The organism is Prevotella herbatica, from assembly GCF_017347605.1.
Classification (GTDB): domain Bacteria; phylum Bacteroidota; class Bacteroidia; order Bacteroidales; family Bacteroidaceae; genus Prevotella; species Prevotella herbatica.
Genome location: NZ_AP024484.1, coordinates 2,574,578 through 2,595,802 on the forward strand (window position 1 = coordinate 2,574,578; position 21,225 = coordinate 2,595,802).

Sequence of the window (21,225 nt, forward strand, 5' to 3'; positions counted from 1 at the left end):
ACGATATGAAAAAACTTATTTATATAGGAATTTTTGGCTGTTGCTTATTACTTAATACAAGTTGTAACGACTGGCTCGACCTGCTTCCTAAAAATGAACAAGTGACAGACGCCTACTGGAAATCTAAAGAGGATGTAGAGGCTGTTGTCGCTTCGGGATATTACTATATGCGCCAGGCTTGCCCAACATTAATAAAATGGGGAGAATTGCGGGCTTCGTCAGTCTGCACATTAACTGGTGATAATGATGGAATGAAACTTCAGAATTTCCAGTTGGATGGAACCGAGACTATAACCAATTGGAACACGTTGTATCAGGTCATTAATATGGCAAACGTAGTCATTGCTCATGCTCCGGAAGTGAGAAAAATAGACGCTACATATTCAGAGGGCGCAATGAATTCTCATTTGTCAGAGGCTTACTTTATGCGTGCTTCAATGTATTTCTATTTAGTGCGCAATTTTAAGGAAGTGCCATTGATAGTAACTCCGTATGAAGATGATTCCACACCATTTGCAATGACTAAGTCGTCAGAGGATGATATATTAAAACAGATTAAAGCTGATCTGAAGACCGCTATTGATAATGGTGGCGCAAAAGATTTTTATGACAACGACCAGTGGAATGCAACTAAAGGACGTATCACGAAATGGGCTTTGTATGCGTTAATGTCTGAAGTGGCTTTGTGGTCTGAAGATTACGACACAACAATAGAATATGCCGATAAAATAATTAACGCGACAGAATCTCGCCGTCCGGCATTTATTACTATTCCTGAAAACTGGTATAGTATATTCAATCCAGGAAATAGTAATGAATCTATCTTAGAACTTAATTGGGATGGAAATACGTATGGTCAAAATGGCGGACCATCTTCTATGTTTACAGCTAGTTCTAATCCTACCTATGAGTATTCTTCTCAGATGGCTGAAGATTTTGAAAACGACGAATTAGAAGTTGCATCTGGCAAGAGTGATATACGTGATTTCTTTGGGGGCGTAATCTCTGTTGGTGATAATGCCGATAACGCTAAAAATTGTATATGGAAATATAAAATGGGTGACGTCGACAACACGAATATTGATGCAATACGTATAAACAATGATGCCAATTGGATAATGTATAGAATGGCAGATGTGATGTTGATGAAAGCTGAAGCTTTAATATGGAAAGGAAAAGATAACTGGCAAGAAGCTATTGACATTATCAATAAGATTCGTACTCGTGCTAATTTAACAAAGAGGGCAGTCGTATTGGAAGAAGAAGATGAAGCTTCGATGATGGAAAATTATCTTCTGCCAGAACGTAATATTGAATTGGCTGCTGAAGGAAAGAGATGGTATGATTTACTTCGGTATGGCAAGAGTAAAAGCTTTGCTCATAAGACTGCAATGATAAACATTATTCAAAAGTATAACAATACGGCTAATGACAGTTGGTTGCGTTCTGCTTTGCAAAATGAATATGCATGGTATCTGCCTATTAACGCTAGTGAAATAGAGAATAATAATTTATTGGTGCAGAATCCATATTATGGAAAAACCAATAAGAAATAAAAGAAAGCACTATTATGAAGATTTTTAAAAATATATGTTTGTTACTGATGGTAGTATTTTGCTATGCATGTAACGATCCGTACGAAAATACTACATACCAGATTTATGATGTCAATCCTGCATCTACGTATTTGGAAACTCGTGCCGATGAGTTCTCTGAGTGGATTCATGTGATGAAATATGCAGATTTGTTTAATGCCGTAAATCAGGCATCAAATAAATTCACTGTTTTTGTTCCTACCAATGAAGCAGTACAGAAATTCTACAAGCTGAAAAATGTTTCTTCTATAGAGGATCTTGGTAAAGAATATGCACGTAGTTTGGTGGAGCATCATATAATAAAAGATTCAATTAACAGAAATACATTTGTACAAGGAGGTAAGCTTGAGTCAAAAACTCTTTCTGATGATTATCTTTCTGTTTCTTTTGATGAAACTTCTGAAGAAGGTGGTTTTAATTCTATTTATTTAAATAAGGATGCCCATGTTAGTGAATTGGCAATACAAGTATCTAATGGCTATATATATGTTTTGGATAAGGTAATGCCGCCATTGGTAGAAAGTCTATACGATCGTATAATGGAACAAAAGGATAAATATTCCATTTTCATTGAAGCGATGGATAAGACCGGTTGGAAAGATAGCGTTAATGTAATATATGAAGATGTCAAGCAGGAAAACAACACGGTGATAAAACAAAAACGTGATTATACGTTGCTTGCTGTTTCAAATGAATCTTTCGCCAAGTCTGGAATAACATCTCTTGCTGATTTATCCGCAAAAATAAATGCTGTTGGTAATGATTACACGAACAAGGACAATGAATTAAACCGTTATATTGCATATCATATCCTTTCAGGAAGTAATACTGTTCTAGACTTAGAGGATATGGGAAATGGCAATAAAAAATTGTTAACTACTAAAGCTGGGGTTGCGTTGGAAACTTCTATTCAGGAAAATAAACAACTCTATTTTAATTATGATGGCGAGATTAATGGCATCTCTGTAAAGGCCCAATTAATTAAATCTGGTAGCGATATAGAGGCCAAGAATGGTATGATTCATGAATTAGATTCGTATCTTCCACTTTGGGAATCTGTAATCCCTGTAAAAGTGGATTGGGATTTCTGTGATTATGCTGAAATTGCTTCTTATATCAAAGGTGGTTATGGTGCCGAAGGACAGCAGTATCAGACAGAGACGGATAATACAGAATATCAATCTGATATCTCCGCGCTATCTTGCTTTAATGTTATAGCTAAATCCAGTGCGACACCCACCAGTTCATATTACCCAGTTGGTTATGCTACTGTTAGAAAATCCAATACTTGGACTAATTGCAAGAATAAAGATCAAATGTATTTGAATCTTGGCTATCAAGGTTCTATATCAATGAAATCTCCTATTGTAATTGCAGGAAAGTATAAAGTTGTTATGAAAGTAACTTATGCTACATCCATGGACTTTATGCGCACAATGTCGAGTGGAAGTAATGGAGGAAAGATAGATTTTATTTTTGATGATGATAACAATAAAACTAAAACTGTAGCTCTTTACGCAAGTATTACAGCCAATACATTGGGATTGTATGATACTGTGATTTTTGACGAAATAGAATTTCCAAAGACAGGTTCTCATACTTTGAAAATGGTTGTTCAAGATCCAGCTGCTGCTTCTAACAGCAAATTCCGTATTCAATTGGATTATATGACATTTGAACCTATAACTGAATAAAAAATGTTTATGAAAACTATTAAATATATATTATCAATATTATTGATTACAGGCACTTTTGTAGCTTGCGACAATAATTGGGAATCTCATTATTCTAATCAAGAACAATTGATAGATAATTTGAACGTAATACAAGTAGATATGTCTACTTTGGATTATTTGAAGTCTCAATCTGATTATACCACAATGTATCAGTTGCTTGATAAAACCGGCGTTTTGACTAAAATGGCAGAGAAGAATTTGTTAAGTACGGTTTTTGTATTAAACAATGAAGACGCATCTTCTAACAAATTACCTACGGATGATGAAAAGTTTTTAGCTATGGCTCATATCTCTGATATTTCCATCTCACCGTCTAATTTGACTGATGGACAGAGATTGCTGGTATGGAATGGTAAATATGTCAACGTGTCAAAAGTTACAGCCGATAATAATCTTTCTGAGATTGGATTTAACAATAGTCGGGTGAAAAAGGTTATAAAAACAACAGATGGATATATTTACCAGTTGAATAATTACTTAAATACACCTAAATCTCTTTACGAAATGATTAGTAGTTTAAGTGACCAATATTCCATGTTTAGAGATTCAGTGATGGCTCACAATGAATTGACATTTGATAAAAATGCAAGTAAGATAATTGGAGTGAATGAAACTGGTAGTAGTGTTTACGACTCTGTCTTCGTGGTAACAAATCCATATTTTGCTGAACGAGGATTTGATATAATGTCTGAATCTCAAAACTCTACATTATTAATTCCATCAAATGACGTAATAAACAAAGCTTTGAAAAAAGCGCATTCCACACTTTCTCGTTGTGGATTGGAACGTGATGAGAATATATTAAAAGAATGGACCATGCAGGCTATGTTCTTTAATAATAAACTCTCAAAAACAGACTTTGATGAAACAGAAGATGTTAATTCTATATTTGGCAAACAGTGGAGAACCACAGTGCAGAAAATAGATTTGGATAATCCTGTGATTCTCTCAAATGGCATAGCATATTATGTTACCGATTTGAAGATACCGAATAATGTGATAATTTATCGTGTTAAAGATTTTATGAAATGGTATGAGTATCTTAGTGAAGATGAAAAAGCTGAATACTTTAAAACGGATAATTTGACATTCAATAACATTACTACCAAAGTAACGGCTTGGTCTGGATGGCCAGGAGTATTCCCAAATATAATAAATCGTGTTGTATATTTCAACTTGACAGATCCTACCTCAAAAGGATATACTTTAGATTTTACGGGTTTTAAATACGATGAGACAAATAAGGTGGCTACACCGTATATGATACCACCAGGTGAGTATGATTTATGTCTTGGCTTTGAACAAAAGATGGGACATGATGTAGAAGTTTCATTTAATGGAGAATATATTGGTACAGTGACAGCCTCTCAATTGACAAAGACTGATTTTCATTATGATCGTGGCGGGCAAGGTTATCCAGAAGGTTATGATATTTCAAAAGCTACAGACAAAAAGAAAAGTAATTATGACCGTGATGGTGGTAGAGTTGCTGTAATCAAAATTGGTGGGACAGAACCTGTTAAAGTAAATATTAAATTTCATGGAATCAATGCAACTAAATGTTGTTTCCACCATTGGTGTCTGAAACCTACAAAGAACTGTTATTAACTTTGATTATAATATAATATGAAAGCAATAAAACTTATTTTTACAATCTTGTTGCTGTTTTTATCAATCAGCACATATGCACAAAATCGTAAAATTAGTGGCAAGGTGGTTTTATCAACCAACAAACCTATCGAAGGTGCTATAATATCTGCCTCTGGTAGTCAAAATGTCAAAAGTGATGCAGATGGTAAATTTAGTATAAATGTTAATGATAAAGTAAACCAAATAACTGTATGGGCTGAAGGGTATTATCAGCAATCAAGATATGTTGATAAAAAACAGAATGTTATAATTCAAATGATGCCTAATGACGCATACAAGTATAATGAGTCTGCTGTATTACCTATGGGAATTGATAAGAAACGTCCACAGCTTACTTCTGCTGTAAACATCACCAAGAAAGATTTTACTTTGGGAAGTATGACCATAGATCGGGCCTTAGCCGGTCAAGTGGCAGGTTTGCAAGTTGTTCATAATGGAGGTATGCCAGGTGAAGGAAGTTATATGAATATGCGTGGACTTCACACTTTTATTGGAAATAATGCTCCTTTGATTGTTATAAATGGTGTTCCATATCTTCCTGATACTCGTGAATCACAGCTGATCGAGGGATATACAAGAAATATTTTTCAAGCATATAATATTAATGATATTCAGAACATTACAGTTCTGAAAGGTGCCGATGCGTCTATGTATGGTTCACTTGGATCAAATGGTGTTATTTTGATAGAGACAGATGGTGCAACTTCTGATAATTTGGAAACACGTGTCAGCTTCTATGGACAGTATGGTGTAAATTGGAATAATAAGCGTATTCCATTGCTTAAAGGAAATGGCTACAAATCATATTTGTCTGATATAGGTATGACTTATTTCAACAATATGGAGAGTTTCTTTAATGATTTTCCATTCTTGAGTTCCCCAAATTGCAAGAATAATTTCCTTTATAACAATAATACAGATTGGCAAAGTGAAATATATAAGAATGGGTTTGTGACGGACAACTTGTTTCGTGTGGAAGGAGGCGATGCTATTGCCAAATATGATCTTTCTTTGGGATATGCTTTAAACAATGGAATAACTAATCTTACTCAGAGCCAGCGCTATCACACCCAGTTAAACACTAATGTGCTGATAAGTAAATGGGTTGAAATAAATGCAACTGTGGGTCTTGCTTATCTTAATGGAAATTATCAGCAACAAGGCATGGATAGTAAGAGCAATCCAATTTTGTCTGCTTACTCAAGATCGCCACTTCTTAGTCCATATAAAATGGATAATGCGGGAAATATCCTGAGTTCTTATTCCTCATATTATTATGGAGATTCTCAGAATATGGATTTTGCGGTAAGTAATCCGTTGGCAATTATAAATAATCTAGACGGACGTAACCGTCAGTATGATGTCAATATAAAAATAGGTTTGAGCTGGAAGCCTATGATGGGGCTGTCATTTAATGGGACTTTCGGGATGTTCTATAACTATAATAAGGAACACTTATTTATCCCAGGTCTAACGGACCACAGTATACTACCTGTAAAAGATCAATATGGTACTGCTGAGAACTCTGTGAAGGAGGGTGTTGGTGAAAAAACTAACTTCTTTGCTGATGCCAATGCTAAATATGAAAAAACATTTAACGGAGTTCATAGGTTTAGTTCTATGATTGGTGCACAAATGCTGATTACCAATGCAAGGTATGAGGCTGGTGCTGGTCGCAACACCCCTAATGATTTTTATCAAACTTTGAGTGATGCTAAAGATATTGGCCGTTATTTCTATGGCTATTTGGAAAAATGGAATTGGGCAAATTTATATGCTCATGCAGACTATACATATCATAATATGGTAGCCACATCACTAAACATGTCTTTTGACGGAGCTTCTTCTTCAGGCACTTATGGTACTCGTATGTTTGCTTATCCGTCTCTTGGCGTAACATTATTGGGTAAAGGCTGGTCTCCAATCTCTAATTCGACAGTCATAAACCGTTTGAATATCCGTGCAGAATATGGATTATCTGGTAATAGTCAGTTTTCTTCTAATTTAGGTAAATACTATTATACAAGTTCGCCATATATGACTAATGCGGGAATCATACGTGCCAATATTTCAAACACGAATCTAAAGCCAGAGAGAACAACTCAGTTAGATTTGAGTTTAGATTTAGGAATGTGGAACAATCGTTTGGCATTGACATTTGATTATTATAATAATGTAACAAATGATGTGATTTTTGCGATACCTCATTCTTCGGGTTTTGGAACTCTAAACTATTACGATAATTGCGGTAAGCTAAAGAATCATGGCGTTGAGTTGGCAATACAAGCCACATTGATGAATTTGAAAGATTTTAAGTGGATAGTTGGTGGAAATATAGCAAGAAATATTTCAGAAATAGAGTCGCTCGGAACGGCATCGAATTTAGTTACTTCTTATACAGATGGAGCACAACTCGTTTCAAAGGTAGGCAATTCTCCATATCAATTTTATGGATATCGGACTTTGGGTGTGTTCTCTACACAAGCAGAGGCTGATTTGGCAAATTTGAAGAATGTAAAAGGGCAGAAATTCCAAGCTGGGGATATACATTTCGTAGATCAAAACCTTGATGGGCGTATTGATGATAAAGACCGTGTTGCTTTAGGTAATGCTGCTCCAAAATATTTTGGCGGTTTCTTTACACAATTTAGTTATAAGTCATTCGCTTTATCAGCAGAATTTTCTTATTCAAAGGGTAACAAAGCTTATAATGCTGTAAGGCGTAGTTTGGAATCTTTGTCTACTTTTGGTAACCAAAGTGAAGCTGTTGAAAATCGTTGGTCTTTGGAAGGACAGCAAACAGACATCCCACGTGCTCAATGGAATGATCCTATGGGGAATAATGATTTCTCAGATCGTTGGATAGAGGACGCTTCTTATCTTAAACTAAAGAACTTAACCTTGAGTTATAGCTTTGATAAGAAATTCCTTAATTTCTTTAGATCAGGTACATTATATCTTACAGGGGAGAATCTTTTGACATTTACAAAGTATCTAGGATTGGATCCGGAATTCTCTTATTCGTATAGTGAATCAGTACAAGGTTTTGACTACGCAAAAATGATGCAGCCGAAGTCTATTAAATTTGGTGTAAACTTGAACTTTTAAGACAATGAAAAATATAATATTTAAATGTGTTCTACTTTGCATGATGGGTACTCTGAGTGCATGTAGTGATTTCTTTAATGTTGAGACAGGTAATGTGCTTGACCATAAGGATTATATAAAAGAAGAAAGCGAGCTTTATTCTGGTTATATTGGTATTATGACTAAGGTGCAAGCCATTGGTGATAAGGTGATATATCTTACAGATACAAGGGGGGAACTATTGGAACCAACAAGCAATACTCCTAATGAATTGTATAGTATATATAATTATGATACGGATTTAGCAGGTAATAAATATGCCAATCCTGCTCCTTACTACGATGTGATCATCGCCTGTAACGATTATTTGTCAAAACTGTATGATTATAAGACTGCTAATCCTACAGCTATTAATATAACACATTATAAGGCTTTGATTAGTTGCACACTTCGTGTAAAGGCTTGGATTTATCTTACCTTGGGTAAAGTATATGGAGAAGCTATATGGTTTGATGATCCTATTCGTGAGATGAAAGATCTGAATAATTATCCTGTTAAAAATTTGGATGAAATAGTAGAATCATGTCTAGATTTATTAACTAAAGGTTTTGATGGGGTTGATGCCACAAATACAATGTCTTGGAAAGAATGGCTTGATCCTGATACCGATACAGGCTCAAGTGCATACAGATATTGGGATTACATGACACCTGAGTTCTTTCCATTGTATGCAGAATTATGCTTGTGGCACGGCGATTATCAGAAAACGGTAAATGTGATATTGAATGCTATGAATGCTAAGTTCGCAAGCACGGTAAATGATGCAACACAATACATGCATAACGTGAAATTGACAGGTACGTATAGTAAGATTTGGGACAACACAAATCCTCAACCTCAAGAGACTATTTCTGCAATAATATATTCGTATAAAAATAATCAGACAAATAGTTTGTTGAAGCATTTTGGAATAGATTCTCCTAATGAATATTTATTAGCACCATCCCAGGTAGGATTAGATCGTTATTCTGATCCTAATTTTGACCCATTAGGTGGATCCACATTGGATAAACGTGCATCAATTTATTTTGCAAATTACGATGGAAAAAATGTTGTATGTAAGTATCGCCCAAGAAGTAGTTCGGCCCGTACTTATGCTTATCAAGATGATGTTCATATCTATATTTATCGTGGCAGTGAACTATATTTTATGTTGGCAGAAGCATTAAATAATCTTGGACGTGTGCAAGAGGCTTCTGCACTAATCAATCAAGGTGTTAATGGAAGTTTCCCGAATGGAGGTGTAACTTGGCCTGGTTTTACAGATGATTGGACCGGTACAAGTAGTTTAGGTTCACGTAAATATCCAGACATGGGTATTCGTGGATCTTTCAATTTGGGTAATAGGGAGTTCAAACGTGATGATATAAAAGCAAATGACGAACAGATTTTAAATGAGATGATGCTTGAATTCCCTGCTGAAGGCAAGATATACCCTGCTATGATAAGAATGGTACGACGTTATAACGATTTAAATATTATTTCAGATAGGGTTTGTCCTAAGTATCAAAATCCGGAAGAAATTCGTGCAAGAATATCTGAAGATGTAGATGGAAAGCCAGGCTATTTTGTTCATTGGAAATTGAAATAATTATATTGAGTAACCAGTTGACAGAATTAAACTGATTAAATAATGATGTATAAAAGTTGCTGATATTGCTTGTTTGTTCTAAATCAGCAGTGCCAAAATCATTAGATTCAAATCATTTGAATTACATTATGGGGAAGGCCATTGGTAAATCAAGTACGCACAAAATCAATTACACCAACTGGTTAATAATTTATTTTATAATAGGGTTTGGCTGTAAAGTCAGACCCTATATTAAATATACTTTGGTACATGAGGCATAAATTATTTTCATTTGTTATATCCTCGAGAGAATAGGTGCTGTAAAGACCGACTTATCTCCAAAGGGGGCTTCATTAAATCAGCCATTTGTGGATGCAGAAAAAATTCCGAACGTGGAATGTGTTGTGGCAGAAAATATCAAGCAAAAAGTTGATGAAAACTGCTGTTATAAATTGTGACTTTTATTATTTATGAAATTTAAAATATTATATATTATCGCTTTAGTCTTGTGTCTTGGATGTTTGCATTCTAATGCGACAATAAATCGTCGTACTGTAGTATGCAGAAATAATCCTATAGTAACGATGATGGATACTTTGTCATCATTTTCTGTTGGAAATGGAGGCTTTGCTTTTACTGTTGATGCAACAGGATTACAGTCGTTTCCTGAATACTATAGTAGAGGCGTACCATTGGGAACGATGAGTGATTGGGGATGGCATAGCTTTCCGAATGTTAAGGGTTATAAACCACAGGAAGCTTTGAAGGCAATGGACTTCGGGCGTGGTCATAAAGAATTATATTCTGTTCAGTTCAAAAAAGCTGGACGACAGAAAAGTGCTTCTGAATGGTTTCGCAAGAACCCTCATCGATTGCATTTGGGTATTGTGGGGCTGGAATTGGGGGATAATCCTCTTGCGATAAAAAATATACGTGAACAATTAAAGATGTGGACAGGTGAGATTACTAGTCACTTTTCTTATAAAGGGAAACAGTGTGATGTGTCTACAGTTTGCAATCCAGAGCGTGATATGATTGTAGCCAAAGTAGTATCTAAAGGTCGATATGGAGTGAAATTCCGCTTTCCTTATCCTACAGCTGGTCATTGTGATGATGCGTGCAGATGGGATGCTAATCTTTTGCATTCTACTGTTATTATGAAAAAGGGAACTAATTATGCCTTATTGAAGCGTACTATTGATTCTACGATATATTATGTAGCTATCACGTGGTCTGGAAAGGCCGAATTTAGGGAAAAAGAACGTAATTACTTTGTATTGATTCCAAGGGAGGATACAATAAGTTTTTCATGTGAGTATTTAAATAGTATTAACGATAGAAAAGTTTTTCATTCAGATAGTAAATATACTTCAATAAAGACTTTGGCTGCAAGCTATTGGCAGAAATATTGGAATACAGGTGCTATCGTTGATTTCTCGGCTTGTAAAGATTCTCGTGCAAAGGAATTAGAACGACGTGTTGTATTGAGTCAATATATTCTTGCCGTTAATGATGCAGGAAATACTCCACCACAAGAAACAGGACTTACATATAATTCTTGGTTCGGAAAGTTTCATCTTGAAATGATACTATGGCATCAGGCACAGTTTGCACTACTTGGACATCCTGAAATGTTAGAACGTTCATTAAACTGGTATTTCAAGGCAGAGCCTAAGGCTCGAGAAATAGCAGCAAGGCAAGGTTTCTGTGGAGTAAGATGGATGAAGATGACAGATCCTAGTGCAGAGGAAGCTCCTTCTAATGTAGGAAGTTATCTTATTTGGCAACAACCACATCTAATCTATCTGGCAGAATTACTTTATCGTTCTGGAATGACAGATGTGCTTGGCAAGTATGCAAGACTTGTTGATGAAACGGCTGAATTTATGAGTTCTTTTACAGAATACGACGCTACTAAAGATCGCTATGTGCTCCGCGGATGTATAGCTGCTCAGGAAACTCTTCCGGCAGCAACTACTGTTAATCCGCCATTTGAGTTATCTTATTGGCATTTTGCCCTTCAGATAGCTCAGAAATGGCGTGAACGATTGGGCAAGAAACGCAACGCTCATTGGGATGATATAATCAATAAGATTTCTCCATTAGCCCAAAAGGATAGTCTATATCTTGCTGCTGAGACTCAACCTGATACATATAAGGACATCAAGATGTTTTCAGATCACCCAGCAGTATTGGGTTCTGTGGGATTACTTCCCTTAAGTAGCAGACAAGTGGATACTGGTGTGATGAACAATACCCTCAACTGGGTCTGGAAGAATTGGTATTGGAATAAGACTTGGGGATGGGATTTTCCTATGGTGGCAATGAATGCTGCTCGATTGGGTGATCCTGATAAGGCCGTAGATGCTTTGTTGATGAATAAACGTACTAATACATATCTTAGAAATGGGCATAATTATCAAGATGAGCGTCTACGTTGCTATCTCCCAGGCAATGGAGGTCTTCTAATGGCTATATCTATGATGTGTGCAGGTTGGGATGGTTGTGATGTGAATAATCCTGGTTTCCCTAAAAATGGTAAATGGGATGTACATTGGGAAGGTTTTAAACTGATGCCATAAATATATAAACAGAATTTTATGAGAACATTTTTTTCTTTTATCTTTGTGTAGCATCGGGGCTTTTGCTTAATACGTCTTTTCTTCAGATGTGCAGAAGAAAGTTGGAGATTATATTGAGTCTACGTCTTATAATGATATCAAAAGAGGTAAACCACGTATGTTACAATATTTGCCAGATGGAGATGATATTGTATGTGTAAACGGCAATAATCGTTATACACGTTCTCTTTATAGCAGTCATACTGCATGGAGACTAGAAAATATAAGTTTTGAATAGTCCTACTGAGGAGAACGTTGTATGGGAACTCTCTAGTAAAGGTTTACCTGAGGGGTGTATTATAGAATTTGTGAATGTCTCAATAATGCTAAAAAACTCTCGGGTAGTGGTGATTTAGGAGCAGACTATCCTCTTTGTTTTGATTCTTCAGAAAATAGAAAGATATTACAAACACAAACATGTTCGCTTTCTGATAAACTACCTTTGTATATATCTGTTACAAATAATGTGTTGGAAGGGGGGAACGGATTCTTCTGTGTTTGCAGAGTATGAACAAGCTCGTCGTGTTCTCGCAAGTCCCATCGTAATCAAAACTTTGTCTAACGAGGACGTAATAGGTATTATAGGAGATTACGCTTTATAGATGAAATGTAAAGTCATAAGTAAGTAAAAATGGCTAAATTATTTCTATATGCTAGCCATAGAACTGTTTGTGTGCTTTTTGTGGCTTTTAAACGTATATTTGACTATCATTTCGCAAAAAAACTTTCAGAAGTTATCTGAGATACAAAGTATTTTAGTAACTTTGTGGTCGGTAATCATAGCGATTGTTGATTGTAATATGTTAATTTACAACACATTAAAGTTATACAAGAAATCGCTAGTCACCATCGTTTTAAACACTTATAATTCGCCGAACTCACGTTAATATATAATAACAATGAAAATGAGATTAATTTTACTATCTGCACTATTTGCGGTAAGCGCTGGGACCATGGCACAAGGCACTCTTGCTGACTACAACAGAGCCTACAGTTTATCCAACAAGTTTAGTAACGACAATGTGTATAACTCGCCTGTCGACATTAAATTTAAAGATTCCACAAACACATACTACTACACAGAGAATATTGCTGCTGGTAAAAGATATGTAGCAATGGATGCTGGTACTAACAATAGTAAATCATTTGGCAGCAAAGAAGAACTGTATAAATACCTAGATATAAAACTGCCAGAAGCAGCAAAACCACAATTCGGTCGTAAGCACGAACGCCACTGGATGGAAGTAGACGAAGAGAAAGATACACATCCTGTTGTATCACCAGATGGTAAACTGGAAGCATATATCGAAGGAGAAAACGTGGTGCTACATGAAGTTGGTAAACCCTATACAGAGAAACGTATACTAAGTACCGATGGTACACTCTCAAACTATTACTCTGCATGGATACAATGGTCGGCTGACAGCAAATATATAATGACATGCAAACGCAGACCTGTTGAAAAGAGATATGTATATTATGTGGAGTCTTCGCCTGCCGACCAGCTGCAACCAATTCTACACAAGCAGGAATATGCTAAACCTGGAGACGAACTTCCATTTAAAGTACCTTGCATATTTGATGTGAATACAGGTAAAGAAGTTATCGCATCAACACAACTATTTGATAAGCAGTTTAGTCTGGATGGTTTCACATGGACTACTGACAACAAAGAAGTGATATTTGAATATAATGAGCGTGGACATAAAGTTTATCGCGTGCTGGCTATGTCGGCACAAACAGGTAAGGTGAGAACGATTATTGAAGAGACCGCTACCACATTTGTAAACTATCCACGCCACTATCGATACGACTTTGCCGACACATCTAAGATGATATGGATGAGCGAACGCGATAATTGGAACCATCTGTACATGTACAATGTGTCAAAGGGTAAAGTGATAAACCAGATAACAAAAGGAGCATGGTGTGTGAGAGAAGTAATAAAGGTAGACGAAAAAACGAATACCATATACTTTTCTGCAAGCGGTGTAAATCCTAATGAAGATCCCTACCAGATACACTATTACCGCATAGGTATGGATGGTAAAAACATGATATGTCTTACACCTGCCGAGGGAAACCATCAGGCTGTATTCAGCTACGATATGAAATATGTGGTAGACAAATACTCAAAAGTTGACACACCTCCTGTTACCGAATTGAGAAGTGGTATAGATGGAAAGCTGATTAGCACCATAGCTAAAGCTGACATATCAAAACTTAAAGAAAGTGGTTGGGTGGCACCAGAGATATTTAAAGCTAAAGGCAGAGATGGTATCACTGATATATGGGGAATCATACAACGACCAACCAACTTTGACCCTACAAAGAAATACCCTGTGATAGAATATATCTATGCTGGTCCTGGCGATGCCTACACACCAAAGAGCTTTATAGCTTATAATAGGAACACCACGGCATTAACGGAACTTGGATTTATAGTCGTACAAATGGATGGAATGGGGACAGCATGGCGTGGAAAGAAATTTGAAGAACTATGCTATAAAAACCTTAAAGACGCTGGTTTCCCAGATAGACAACTGTGGATTCAAGCTGCTGCAGCTAAATATCCTTATATGGATGCCAGTAATGTGGGTATCTTTGGTGCCTCTGCTGGTGGACAAGAGAGTACAACCGCTGTGCTTCTGCACGGTGATTTCTATAAAGCAGCTTATTCTAGTTGTGGATGTCATGACAACCGCATGGATAAGATATGGTGGAATGAACTATGGATGGGATATCCTGTAGACAAGAGTTATGAAGAGTGCAGCAATGTTGTAAATGCTCATAAGTTGCAAGGAGCATTGATGCTTGTAGTGGGCGAACTGGATGATAATGTAGATCCATCTTCTACATATCAGGTGGCGAACGCACTAGAGAAAGCTGGCAAAGACTTTGAACTTGTTGTGCTGCCGGGTGTACACCACACTATGGGTGAAAAGTTTGGAGAGCACAAACGTTTCGATTTCTTTGTGAAAAATCTCTTGAAAGTAAATCCACCTAAATGGAATGAAATAACAAAATAGTGAATTTGTTCTATCTATTTTTCTCGCATATCTGTCAATCTGTTATGTCTGCAACGCTTATAAATACTAGCGCTTTGATAGTCTCGTAACATATTGACAGATAGAAAAGAGAAAAAACAAGAAGATATTATTAAGTTAATTATATGATTTGGCAATCTCTACAATAATAGATGCTACCACCCAAGTAAGCCTCTTTTATTATTTTACCTCCACATTTTGGGCACAGCTCGTGGCACGTGTTTTTAGACAGAATACAATGATATCCACCTGGATTACCAAGTAGGTCTTTCTCGGTGTCCCTTCCTCCTTCGGAAATCATATTTTCAAGAGTTTCTTTGATAGCAACAAATAAAGTCTTTTCATCTTCATCAGACAACGTATTTATTTTGCGCTTCGGATTAATGCCAGCATTAAATAGTATATCCTGTAACACGCCATTACCTAGTCCAGGTATTCGCTGCTCTGTAGCTAGAAGTGCCTTGACAGAAATGTTTTTACCTGTATCTGTAATCATCTTATGAAAGAAATTGATATCAAATCTTTTATCCAAAGGTGATAACTTATCTCGACTACCACAATAATACGGATAATCAAAAGTACCCTTGAAAGCAAAAATACCTCCATACATAGCTACCGTGAAAACAACATAAGTGCTATCATCAAAAACAACGAGCAACTGAAATTTTTGTGGACACTTATCTGCCTTTTGGAAATACTTCATATTTGTTCCATCACTAATAGCAAGGTGTGTGTCATGATCAAAACAAATATCAATATAACATCCAAATCCCTTTACTTCCTCAACTTTTCTTCCTACTAATATTGAAGAATATAATAGTGGATCTCCATGATACCATGCAAAGCGATGGGGATTGGTCGCATTGATAACATCAACAACAACCTTTCCACGCAGAATATTTTCAGCACGCGAAGCGAATACTTTAGATTCAGGTATTTCTATCATATTATATAATTAAAATCATTTGTCGCTACTTGTTATGATAGCCACAATTATTTATTAAAATAATCTTTGTTATTGCATAAAGAATAGAATTCTAGATCTAAAACTTTACCGTCATATCTTTTTTCGCCCTGACGCAGACAACCCTCATATTCAAATCCGCACTTTTGAATGACTCTTCGCGAACGAGGATTAATGGAATAGCAGGTGCAAGAAATCATACTAATGGCCAATTCACTAAAGCCATATTCAATAACAGCTTTGGCAGCTTCTGTCATAAGTCCTTTGCCCCAATAGTGCTCAGACATTGCATAGCCTAGCATCAACACTTCCGGATTGTTGCGATGGGGATCTGGCACCAAGCCAATGCTACCTATCATTTTACCAGAAGATTTGAGCACTATTCCAAATACATTATCTTTATCAATAAATACAGCTTTCATGATTACTCTAGTTTCTTCTATATTCTTATGAGGTTTCCAACCTGCTGCCGGACCAACATTCGGTTCACAGCCATATTCGAATATATCGCTGGCATCATCTTTATTTATCGGACGTAATATCAAACGTTCTGTTTCAAGTGTAATCATATATTATTCTCTATATTTTTTTTCATACAAACGGAACTGTCTAAAAAGGCGTATGGACCATAATTCTCTATGAACGAGAAACCACACGAAGTATATAATTTCTGTGCACTCTTCATGGGTAAACCTGTTTCAAGTATCAATGCTTTATATCCTTCAGCCTTTGCCAAATGTTCTATTTCTGTAATTATTTTATGACCATATCCATGATGTCGAAACTCATCTGCGACAAATACACGTTTTACTTCAGCCGTATCTTCATCTACTTTTTTAATGCCACCACAACTAATTAGCTTTTCTCCATCAATAAGCAAGATGACATCATCAATATCTACCAATGCATTATGTTGATTATACTCTTGCTGCTGCTTTTCTTTTCCTATTGCATCATTGAGATAATTATCCAACATAGAACATAACTTTCTAAATCGACTATCGGTGTTATTTGTTTTGATAATGTTCATGTCGCTATTATTTTATTGTTATATTATCAAGTATGTATTTCAGAGAAGTCTCTCATCTTATGCTTTAATACGGTAAACATATTGTTTACATCATGCATCTAATAATTAACTATATTATTTGCAAAGATACAAAAATTATAGTAAAATGCAATTAATGAATGGAAAACATACCGTATCTGATAAATTATCAAGATATTATGATTTATTTATTACGAAGAATATTTTGTAATTAACTGTTTGTGATATAACTTAAACTAGTATATGTTTTTTGCTATTGCTAAATAAAAACAATCATAATAGATTTAGATAATTGCAATATAAATTTGTATATTTGCATATCAAGATATTTTGAACACAACAAATAAGGGCTGCAGATGAATTATAAAATACATGAATTCCCAAATTCAAGAATAGCAAGCATGGATGTTTGTGAAATTGGAAAACATAAGCATCATGTTACAGGATTGCTTGAATTTGATGTTACTGAAAGCAGAAAAAAAATCAGAGAATATAATAAGATTCATCAGAAAAAGATTTCTTTTAATGCATGGTTGATTAGTGTGATTGGAAAAACAATCAAAAAGCACGAAACAGCATGTTCTTATCTTATTGGTAAAAATAAAATAATAACATTTGATGATATTAATATATCTGTCATTGTTGAAAAGAATTTAAATGGAACGAAAGTACCATTCCCACTTGTTATAGAGAAAGTTAATGAAATTAGTGTTGAATCAATAGCTAAAGAAATTTCTATGGCGAAGAACCAAAATGTTACCCCAAAGGATATCATACTTCAAAAGCGAACCGGACAAATTGCACGCATTTACTATTTACTTCCAAAATTTCTACGATTACTCTTTTGGAAATATCTATTGAAACATCCAAAACTTGCATTCAACAAAATGGGTAATGTTTCATTTACATCTATAGGAATGATGGGAAAAATCAAAGGTTGGTTTATTCCGATATCTGTGCATCCGATATGCTTCGGGATAGGTTCTATAATTAAAAAACCAACAGTGTTCGATAACGAGATTGCTATCAGAGAGATATTAAACTTATCTATTCTTATAGATCATGATGTAATGGACGGTGCACCAATGGTTAGATTTATCAACGAGCTGCGAACAAATATAGAAAACGGATTGAAAATATAAAATAATGAGAAACTTTGAACAAACAGTTGAAAACATGGTTGAAAAATCAACTAACACGTTTATTTGCTATATTGATGAAGATGGTTGCCCTGTGACAAAAGCTATGTTGAAACCTCGTGAACACGAAGGTGTACGCATTTTTTATTTCACGACAAACACATCTTCAAATAAGGTGAAGTGTTTTAAGCAAAACAATAGAGCAAGTATCTACTTTGTAAATCCACAATTTTTCCGTGGCGCTAGTCTAACAGGCACAATGGAGGTCCTTGAAACTGCAGAAGCAAAAGAAAGAATCTGGCAGAAAGGAGACGAGATTTATTACCCAAAAGGTGTAACCGATCCTGATTACTGTGTGCTGAAATTTACGGCAACAAAAGGACGGTTTTATAATGACTTTCACTCAGATGATTTTGATATAAACCAATAATAAAATTAAAATATTATGCCATACATTACAATGGAATGTGGTAAATTGACCACAGAACAAAAAGAGAACTTAATCAGTCGTTTAACAGAAACAGCTTCTGAAGCAACAGGTATTCCACCGGAATTTTTTATGATAACTATTAAAGAATTGCCTGATACAAATATGGGATTTGGTGGTAAAACCGTAGAAAAAACAAAACGTGAATATCTAAAAAAATAATATACAAGATATAATGGAAAATAAAGATATCAATATCAGATTTGCACAAGAAACTGAAAGCGAAGTTATATTAGAATTAATTAAAGGACTTGCCGCTTATGAAAATATGGAAGATGAAGTGGCTGCAACAAAAGAGCAGATACACGAAACTTTATTTATAAACAAAGATGCAGAGGTATTATTAGCAGAATATAAAGGAAAAATCGTCGGATTTGCCTTGTTCTTCCATACCTATTCAACATTCCTTGGTAAAACAAATATCTATCTCGAAGATCTGTTTGTTAAAGAGGAAGCAAGAGGCAAAGGTATTGGCAAACTATTCTTTAAGCATATAGCAAAGATTGCTATTGACAAAGGGTATGGGAGAATTGAATGGTGTTGTCTAGACTGGAATCAAAAATCTATAGAGTTCTATGAACATATTGGAGCACACGTTTTGGATGATAGAAGAATTTTTAGAATTTCAGCTGACAAATTTAAGGAGATATAATACTTAATATGAAAGAAGTAAAGCATAATACCATAACTTTCACAATAAGGGTTATTGATGAAAAACAGCAATCTCAGGCACTAGACCTTGCATGGCGGGTTTTTAACAAATTTGAAGCACCCGAATATAATGAAAAAGGTATAGAATCATTCCATCAGGCTATAAAATCTCCTGAATATACTAGCCAACTAAAGATTTATGGAGCTTTCTATCGAGAAGAAATAGTAGGAGTTCTAGCAACAAGAAATATGGGTAGTCATATTGCACTATTCTTTGTCGACGATCGGTTTCATAGAATGGGTATCGGTAGACAACTCGTAGAGAGGGCTCTAAAAAATTGCCACACAAACGAGATGACGGTAAACTCTTCACCTTATGCTGTCAAAATATATCGTGCTTTAGGATTTGCAGAGGTTGATACAGAACAGATTTCTGACGGCATACGTTATACTCCCATGTCCTACAATCAAAAGAATAAAACCACTAAGAACTAACATGCCAAAACACAAATGTTAATTATATGTTAAAAACAAAAGATTGTTTGACTCATCCCTTAGGTCATGGTATAACTTTGTACCCGTAATCATTGCGCAACAGATTATGAAAACAAAAATCAAATTTAAAATCGGCGAGTTCTCAAAAATCAATCAGATCACAGTGAAGACACTGCGACATTACGAAAAGATAGGTTTGATAGCACCTTGCGAAGTGGATGAATGGACGAAGTACAGATATTATGATGTGAATCAGCTCAAGAAAATGAGCAATATCATGTATCTAAAAAGACTCGGATTTGCCCTTAGTGAAATAAAGGATATCATGGACAAAGACGGAGGTGTTCCTTCTTTTGAGGTGATAGAGGCAAAACTAAAACTATGCAAGGATGAAATCGAGCATCTCGAAGTGCTTCAGAAAGAACTGAGTGAGCTAAAGAACAGCCTCAAACAAAAAACTAAAATGGAGAAGTTTATTATTAAATCTTTGCCTGCGATTATAGTTGCAAGACATAGAAGTCTTGTAAATAGTTATCAAGATTTATTCAATTTATGTCCAAATGTAATTGGACCAGAAATGGAACGTTTGGGTTGTGTTTGTTCTGAACCTGGATATTGCTACACTATTGATCATAACAAGGAACATAAGGAAACGAATATAGAAATAGAATATTGTGAAGCTGTTACTGAAAAGAAAGAAGATTCTGAATTAATCCAGTTTAAGGATGTTCCTGCCGTGAAGAAGGCGCTCTGCTTTAATCACTATGGTTCTTATGAGAAGTTTCCAGAGACATGGGCAAAAATTTATGCCTTCATTGAAGATAATGGTTATAATATTGTTGACGACCCACGTTTCTGTTATATTGATGGTATTTGGAACAAGAATAATGAAAGCGAATGGCTGACAGAAATCCAAGTCCCTATTGAGAAATAGCACAATAAAGAAAAGGGCTTATAATGAATAATGTCACTCGTTAAAAACCTGCATAAATGTAAGTAGTGACATTAGCCGTAATAAAAAAAATCCTATCGTAACTTTCTAAGAAACGATAGGATTTATATTTATTAAAATTTT

17 protein-coding genes are annotated in these 21,225 nt (G+C 35.4%); 14 read left to right on the plus strand and 3 right to left on the minus strand.

Annotation, left to right across the window (positions count from 1 at the left end; genetic code table 11):
- Positions 1 to 5 precede the first annotated feature (5 nt).
- The 8 genes from prwr041_RS09600 (at position 6) to prwr041_RS09635 (ending at position 15,348) form a co-directional block, all read left to right on the plus strand.
- Positions 6 to 1,556, plus strand: a complete 1,551-nt coding sequence (locus tag prwr041_RS09600) for a RagB/SusD family nutrient uptake outer membrane protein (protein ID WP_207153579.1) — start codon at positions 6 to 8, stop codon at positions 1,554 to 1,556.
- 14 nt (positions 1,557 to 1,570) lie between these two features.
- Positions 1,571 to 3,289, plus strand: coding sequence for a DUF5108 domain-containing protein (locus prwr041_RS09605; protein ID WP_207153580.1), 1,719 nt, complete (start codon positions 1,571 to 1,573; stop codon positions 3,287 to 3,289).
- A 9-nt stretch (positions 3,290 to 3,298) separates the two neighbouring features.
- On the plus strand, positions 3,299 to 4,939 hold the full coding sequence (locus prwr041_RS09610) for a fasciclin domain-containing protein (protein WP_237072201.1): 1,641 nt from the start codon (positions 3,299 to 3,301) through the stop codon (positions 4,937 to 4,939).
- An 18-nt stretch (positions 4,940 to 4,957) separates the two neighbouring features.
- Positions 4,958 to 8,089, plus strand: a complete 3,132-nt coding sequence (locus prwr041_RS09615; protein ID WP_207153582.1) for a SusC/RagA family TonB-linked outer membrane protein — start codon at positions 4,958 to 4,960, stop codon at positions 8,087 to 8,089.
- Positions 8,090 to 8,093: 4 nt separating this feature from the next.
- On the plus strand, positions 8,094 to 9,719 hold the full coding sequence (locus prwr041_RS09620; protein ID WP_207153583.1) for a RagB/SusD family nutrient uptake outer membrane protein: 1,626 nt from the start codon (positions 8,094 to 8,096) through the stop codon (positions 9,717 to 9,719).
- A gap of 449 nt (positions 9,720 to 10,168) precedes the next feature.
- Entirely contained in the window at positions 10,169 to 12,280 is a 2,112-nt protein-coding gene (locus tag prwr041_RS09625; RefSeq protein WP_207153584.1) for a hypothetical protein, read from the plus strand.
- A gap of 88 nt (positions 12,281 to 12,368) precedes the next feature.
- Positions 12,369 to 12,557 carry a hypothetical protein gene (locus tag prwr041_RS09630; RefSeq protein ID WP_207155706.1) on the plus strand — a complete coding sequence of 63 codons (189 nt, stop codon included), beginning with the start codon at positions 12,369 to 12,371 and terminating at the stop codon, positions 12,555 to 12,557.
- Positions 12,558 to 13,218: 661 nt separating this feature from the next.
- A complete protein-coding gene (locus prwr041_RS09635; RefSeq protein ID WP_207153585.1) occupies positions 13,219 to 15,348 on the plus strand; it encodes a DPP IV N-terminal domain-containing protein in 2,130 nt (709 codons plus the stop codon).
- A 139-nt stretch (positions 15,349 to 15,487) separates the two neighbouring features.
- Here prwr041_RS09635 and prwr041_RS09640 read toward each other — a convergent pair whose 3' ends face one another.
- Genes prwr041_RS09640 through prwr041_RS09650 form a run of 3 tightly spaced genes read right to left on the minus strand, consistent with a single transcriptional unit; the run spans position 15,488 to position 17,360 of the window.
- A complete protein-coding gene (locus prwr041_RS09640) occupies positions 15,488 to 16,312 on the minus strand; it encodes an endonuclease VIII (protein WP_207153586.1) in 825 nt (274 codons plus the stop codon).
- A gap of 47 nt (positions 16,313 to 16,359) precedes the next feature.
- Entirely contained in the window at positions 16,360 to 16,899 is a 540-nt protein-coding gene (locus tag prwr041_RS09645; protein WP_207153587.1) for a GNAT family N-acetyltransferase, read from the minus strand.
- Positions 16,896 to 17,360, minus strand: a complete 465-nt coding sequence (locus prwr041_RS09650; RefSeq protein ID WP_237072202.1) for a GNAT family N-acetyltransferase — start codon at positions 17,358 to 17,360, stop codon at positions 16,896 to 16,898. Before prwr041_RS09650 ends, prwr041_RS09645 begins: the two co-directional genes overlap by 4 nt.
- 374 nt (positions 17,361 to 17,734) lie before the next feature.
- Here prwr041_RS09650 and prwr041_RS09655 point away from each other — a divergent pair, with 374 nt between their 5' ends.
- From prwr041_RS09655 to prwr041_RS09680, 6 genes are all read left to right on the plus strand, one after another.
- Positions 17,735 to 18,520: a 2-oxo acid dehydrogenase subunit E2 gene (locus tag prwr041_RS09655; protein WP_207153588.1), complete on the plus strand. Its 786-nt coding sequence runs from the start codon at positions 17,735 to 17,737 to the stop codon at positions 18,518 to 18,520.
- Positions 18,521 to 18,524: 4 nt separating this feature from the next.
- Complete coding sequence (locus prwr041_RS09660; RefSeq protein ID WP_207153589.1) at positions 18,525 to 18,947, plus strand: pyridoxamine 5'-phosphate oxidase family protein; 423 nt, start codon at positions 18,525 to 18,527, stop codon at positions 18,945 to 18,947.
- A gap of 15 nt (positions 18,948 to 18,962) precedes the next feature.
- The gene (gene dmpI, locus prwr041_RS09665; protein WP_207153590.1) at positions 18,963 to 19,166 is read left to right on the plus strand and encodes a 4-oxalocrotonate tautomerase DmpI; all 204 of its coding nucleotides are present in this window, start codon (positions 18,963 to 18,965) and stop codon (positions 19,164 to 19,166) included.
- Between the two features lie 13 nt (positions 19,167 to 19,179).
- Positions 19,180 to 19,656, plus strand: a complete 477-nt coding sequence (locus prwr041_RS09670) for a GNAT family N-acetyltransferase (protein WP_207153591.1) — start codon at positions 19,180 to 19,182, stop codon at positions 19,654 to 19,656.
- Positions 19,657 to 19,664: 8 nt separating this feature from the next.
- Positions 19,665 to 20,150: a GNAT family N-acetyltransferase gene (locus prwr041_RS09675; protein WP_207153592.1), complete on the plus strand. Its 486-nt coding sequence runs from the start codon at positions 19,665 to 19,667 to the stop codon at positions 20,148 to 20,150.
- Positions 20,151 to 20,256: 106 nt separating this feature from the next.
- The gene (locus prwr041_RS09680; protein WP_207153593.1) at positions 20,257 to 21,084 is read left to right on the plus strand and encodes a MerR family transcriptional regulator; all 828 of its coding nucleotides are present in this window, start codon (positions 20,257 to 20,259) and stop codon (positions 21,082 to 21,084) included.
- Positions 21,085 to 21,225 lie beyond the last annotated feature (141 nt).

Excerpts from the sequence above, each read along its gene's own strand:
- prwr041_RS09600 (WP_207153579.1), top strand. The coding sequence starts at position 6 with ATGAAAAAACTTATTTATATAGGAATTTTTGGCTGTTGCTTATTACTT.
- prwr041_RS09605 (WP_207153580.1), top strand. The coding sequence starts at position 1,571 with ATGAAGATTTTTAAAAATATATGTTTGTTACTGATGGTAGTATTTTGC.
- prwr041_RS09610 (WP_237072201.1), top strand. The coding sequence starts at position 3,299 with ATGAAAACTATTAAATATATATTATCAATATTATTGATTACAGGCACT.
- prwr041_RS09615 (WP_207153582.1), top strand. The coding sequence starts at position 4,958 with ATGAAAGCAATAAAACTTATTTTTACAATCTTGTTGCTGTTTTTATCA.
- prwr041_RS09620 (WP_207153583.1), top strand. The coding sequence starts at position 8,094 with ATGAAAAATATAATATTTAAATGTGTTCTACTTTGCATGATGGGTACT.
- prwr041_RS09625 (WP_207153584.1), top strand. The coding sequence starts at position 10,169 with ATGAAATTTAAAATATTATATATTATCGCTTTAGTCTTGTGTCTTGGA.
- prwr041_RS09635 (WP_207153585.1), top strand. The coding sequence starts at position 13,219 with ATGAAAATGAGATTAATTTTACTATCTGCACTATTTGCGGTAAGCGCT.
- prwr041_RS09640 (WP_207153586.1), bottom strand. The coding sequence starts at position 16,312 with ATGATAGAAATACCTGAATCTAAAGTATTCGCTTCGCGTGCTGAAAAT.
- prwr041_RS09645 (WP_207153587.1), bottom strand. The coding sequence starts at position 16,899 with ATGATTACACTTGAAACAGAACGTTTGATATTACGTCCGATAAATAAA.
- prwr041_RS09650 (WP_237072202.1), bottom strand. The coding sequence starts at position 17,360 with ATGAACATTATCAAAACAAATAACACCGATAGTCGATTTAGAAAGTTA.
- prwr041_RS09655 (WP_207153588.1), top strand. The coding sequence starts at position 17,735 with ATGAATTATAAAATACATGAATTCCCAAATTCAAGAATAGCAAGCATG.
- prwr041_RS09660 (WP_207153589.1), top strand. The coding sequence starts at position 18,525 with ATGAGAAACTTTGAACAAACAGTTGAAAACATGGTTGAAAAATCAACT.
- dmpI (WP_207153590.1), top strand. The coding sequence starts at position 18,963 with ATGCCATACATTACAATGGAATGTGGTAAATTGACCACAGAACAAAAA.
- prwr041_RS09670 (WP_207153591.1), top strand. The coding sequence starts at position 19,180 with ATGGAAAATAAAGATATCAATATCAGATTTGCACAAGAAACTGAAAGC.
- prwr041_RS09675 (WP_207153592.1), top strand. The coding sequence starts at position 19,665 with ATGAAAGAAGTAAAGCATAATACCATAACTTTCACAATAAGGGTTATT.
- prwr041_RS09680 (WP_207153593.1), top strand. The coding sequence starts at position 20,257 with ATGAAAACAAAAATCAAATTTAAAATCGGCGAGTTCTCAAAAATCAAT.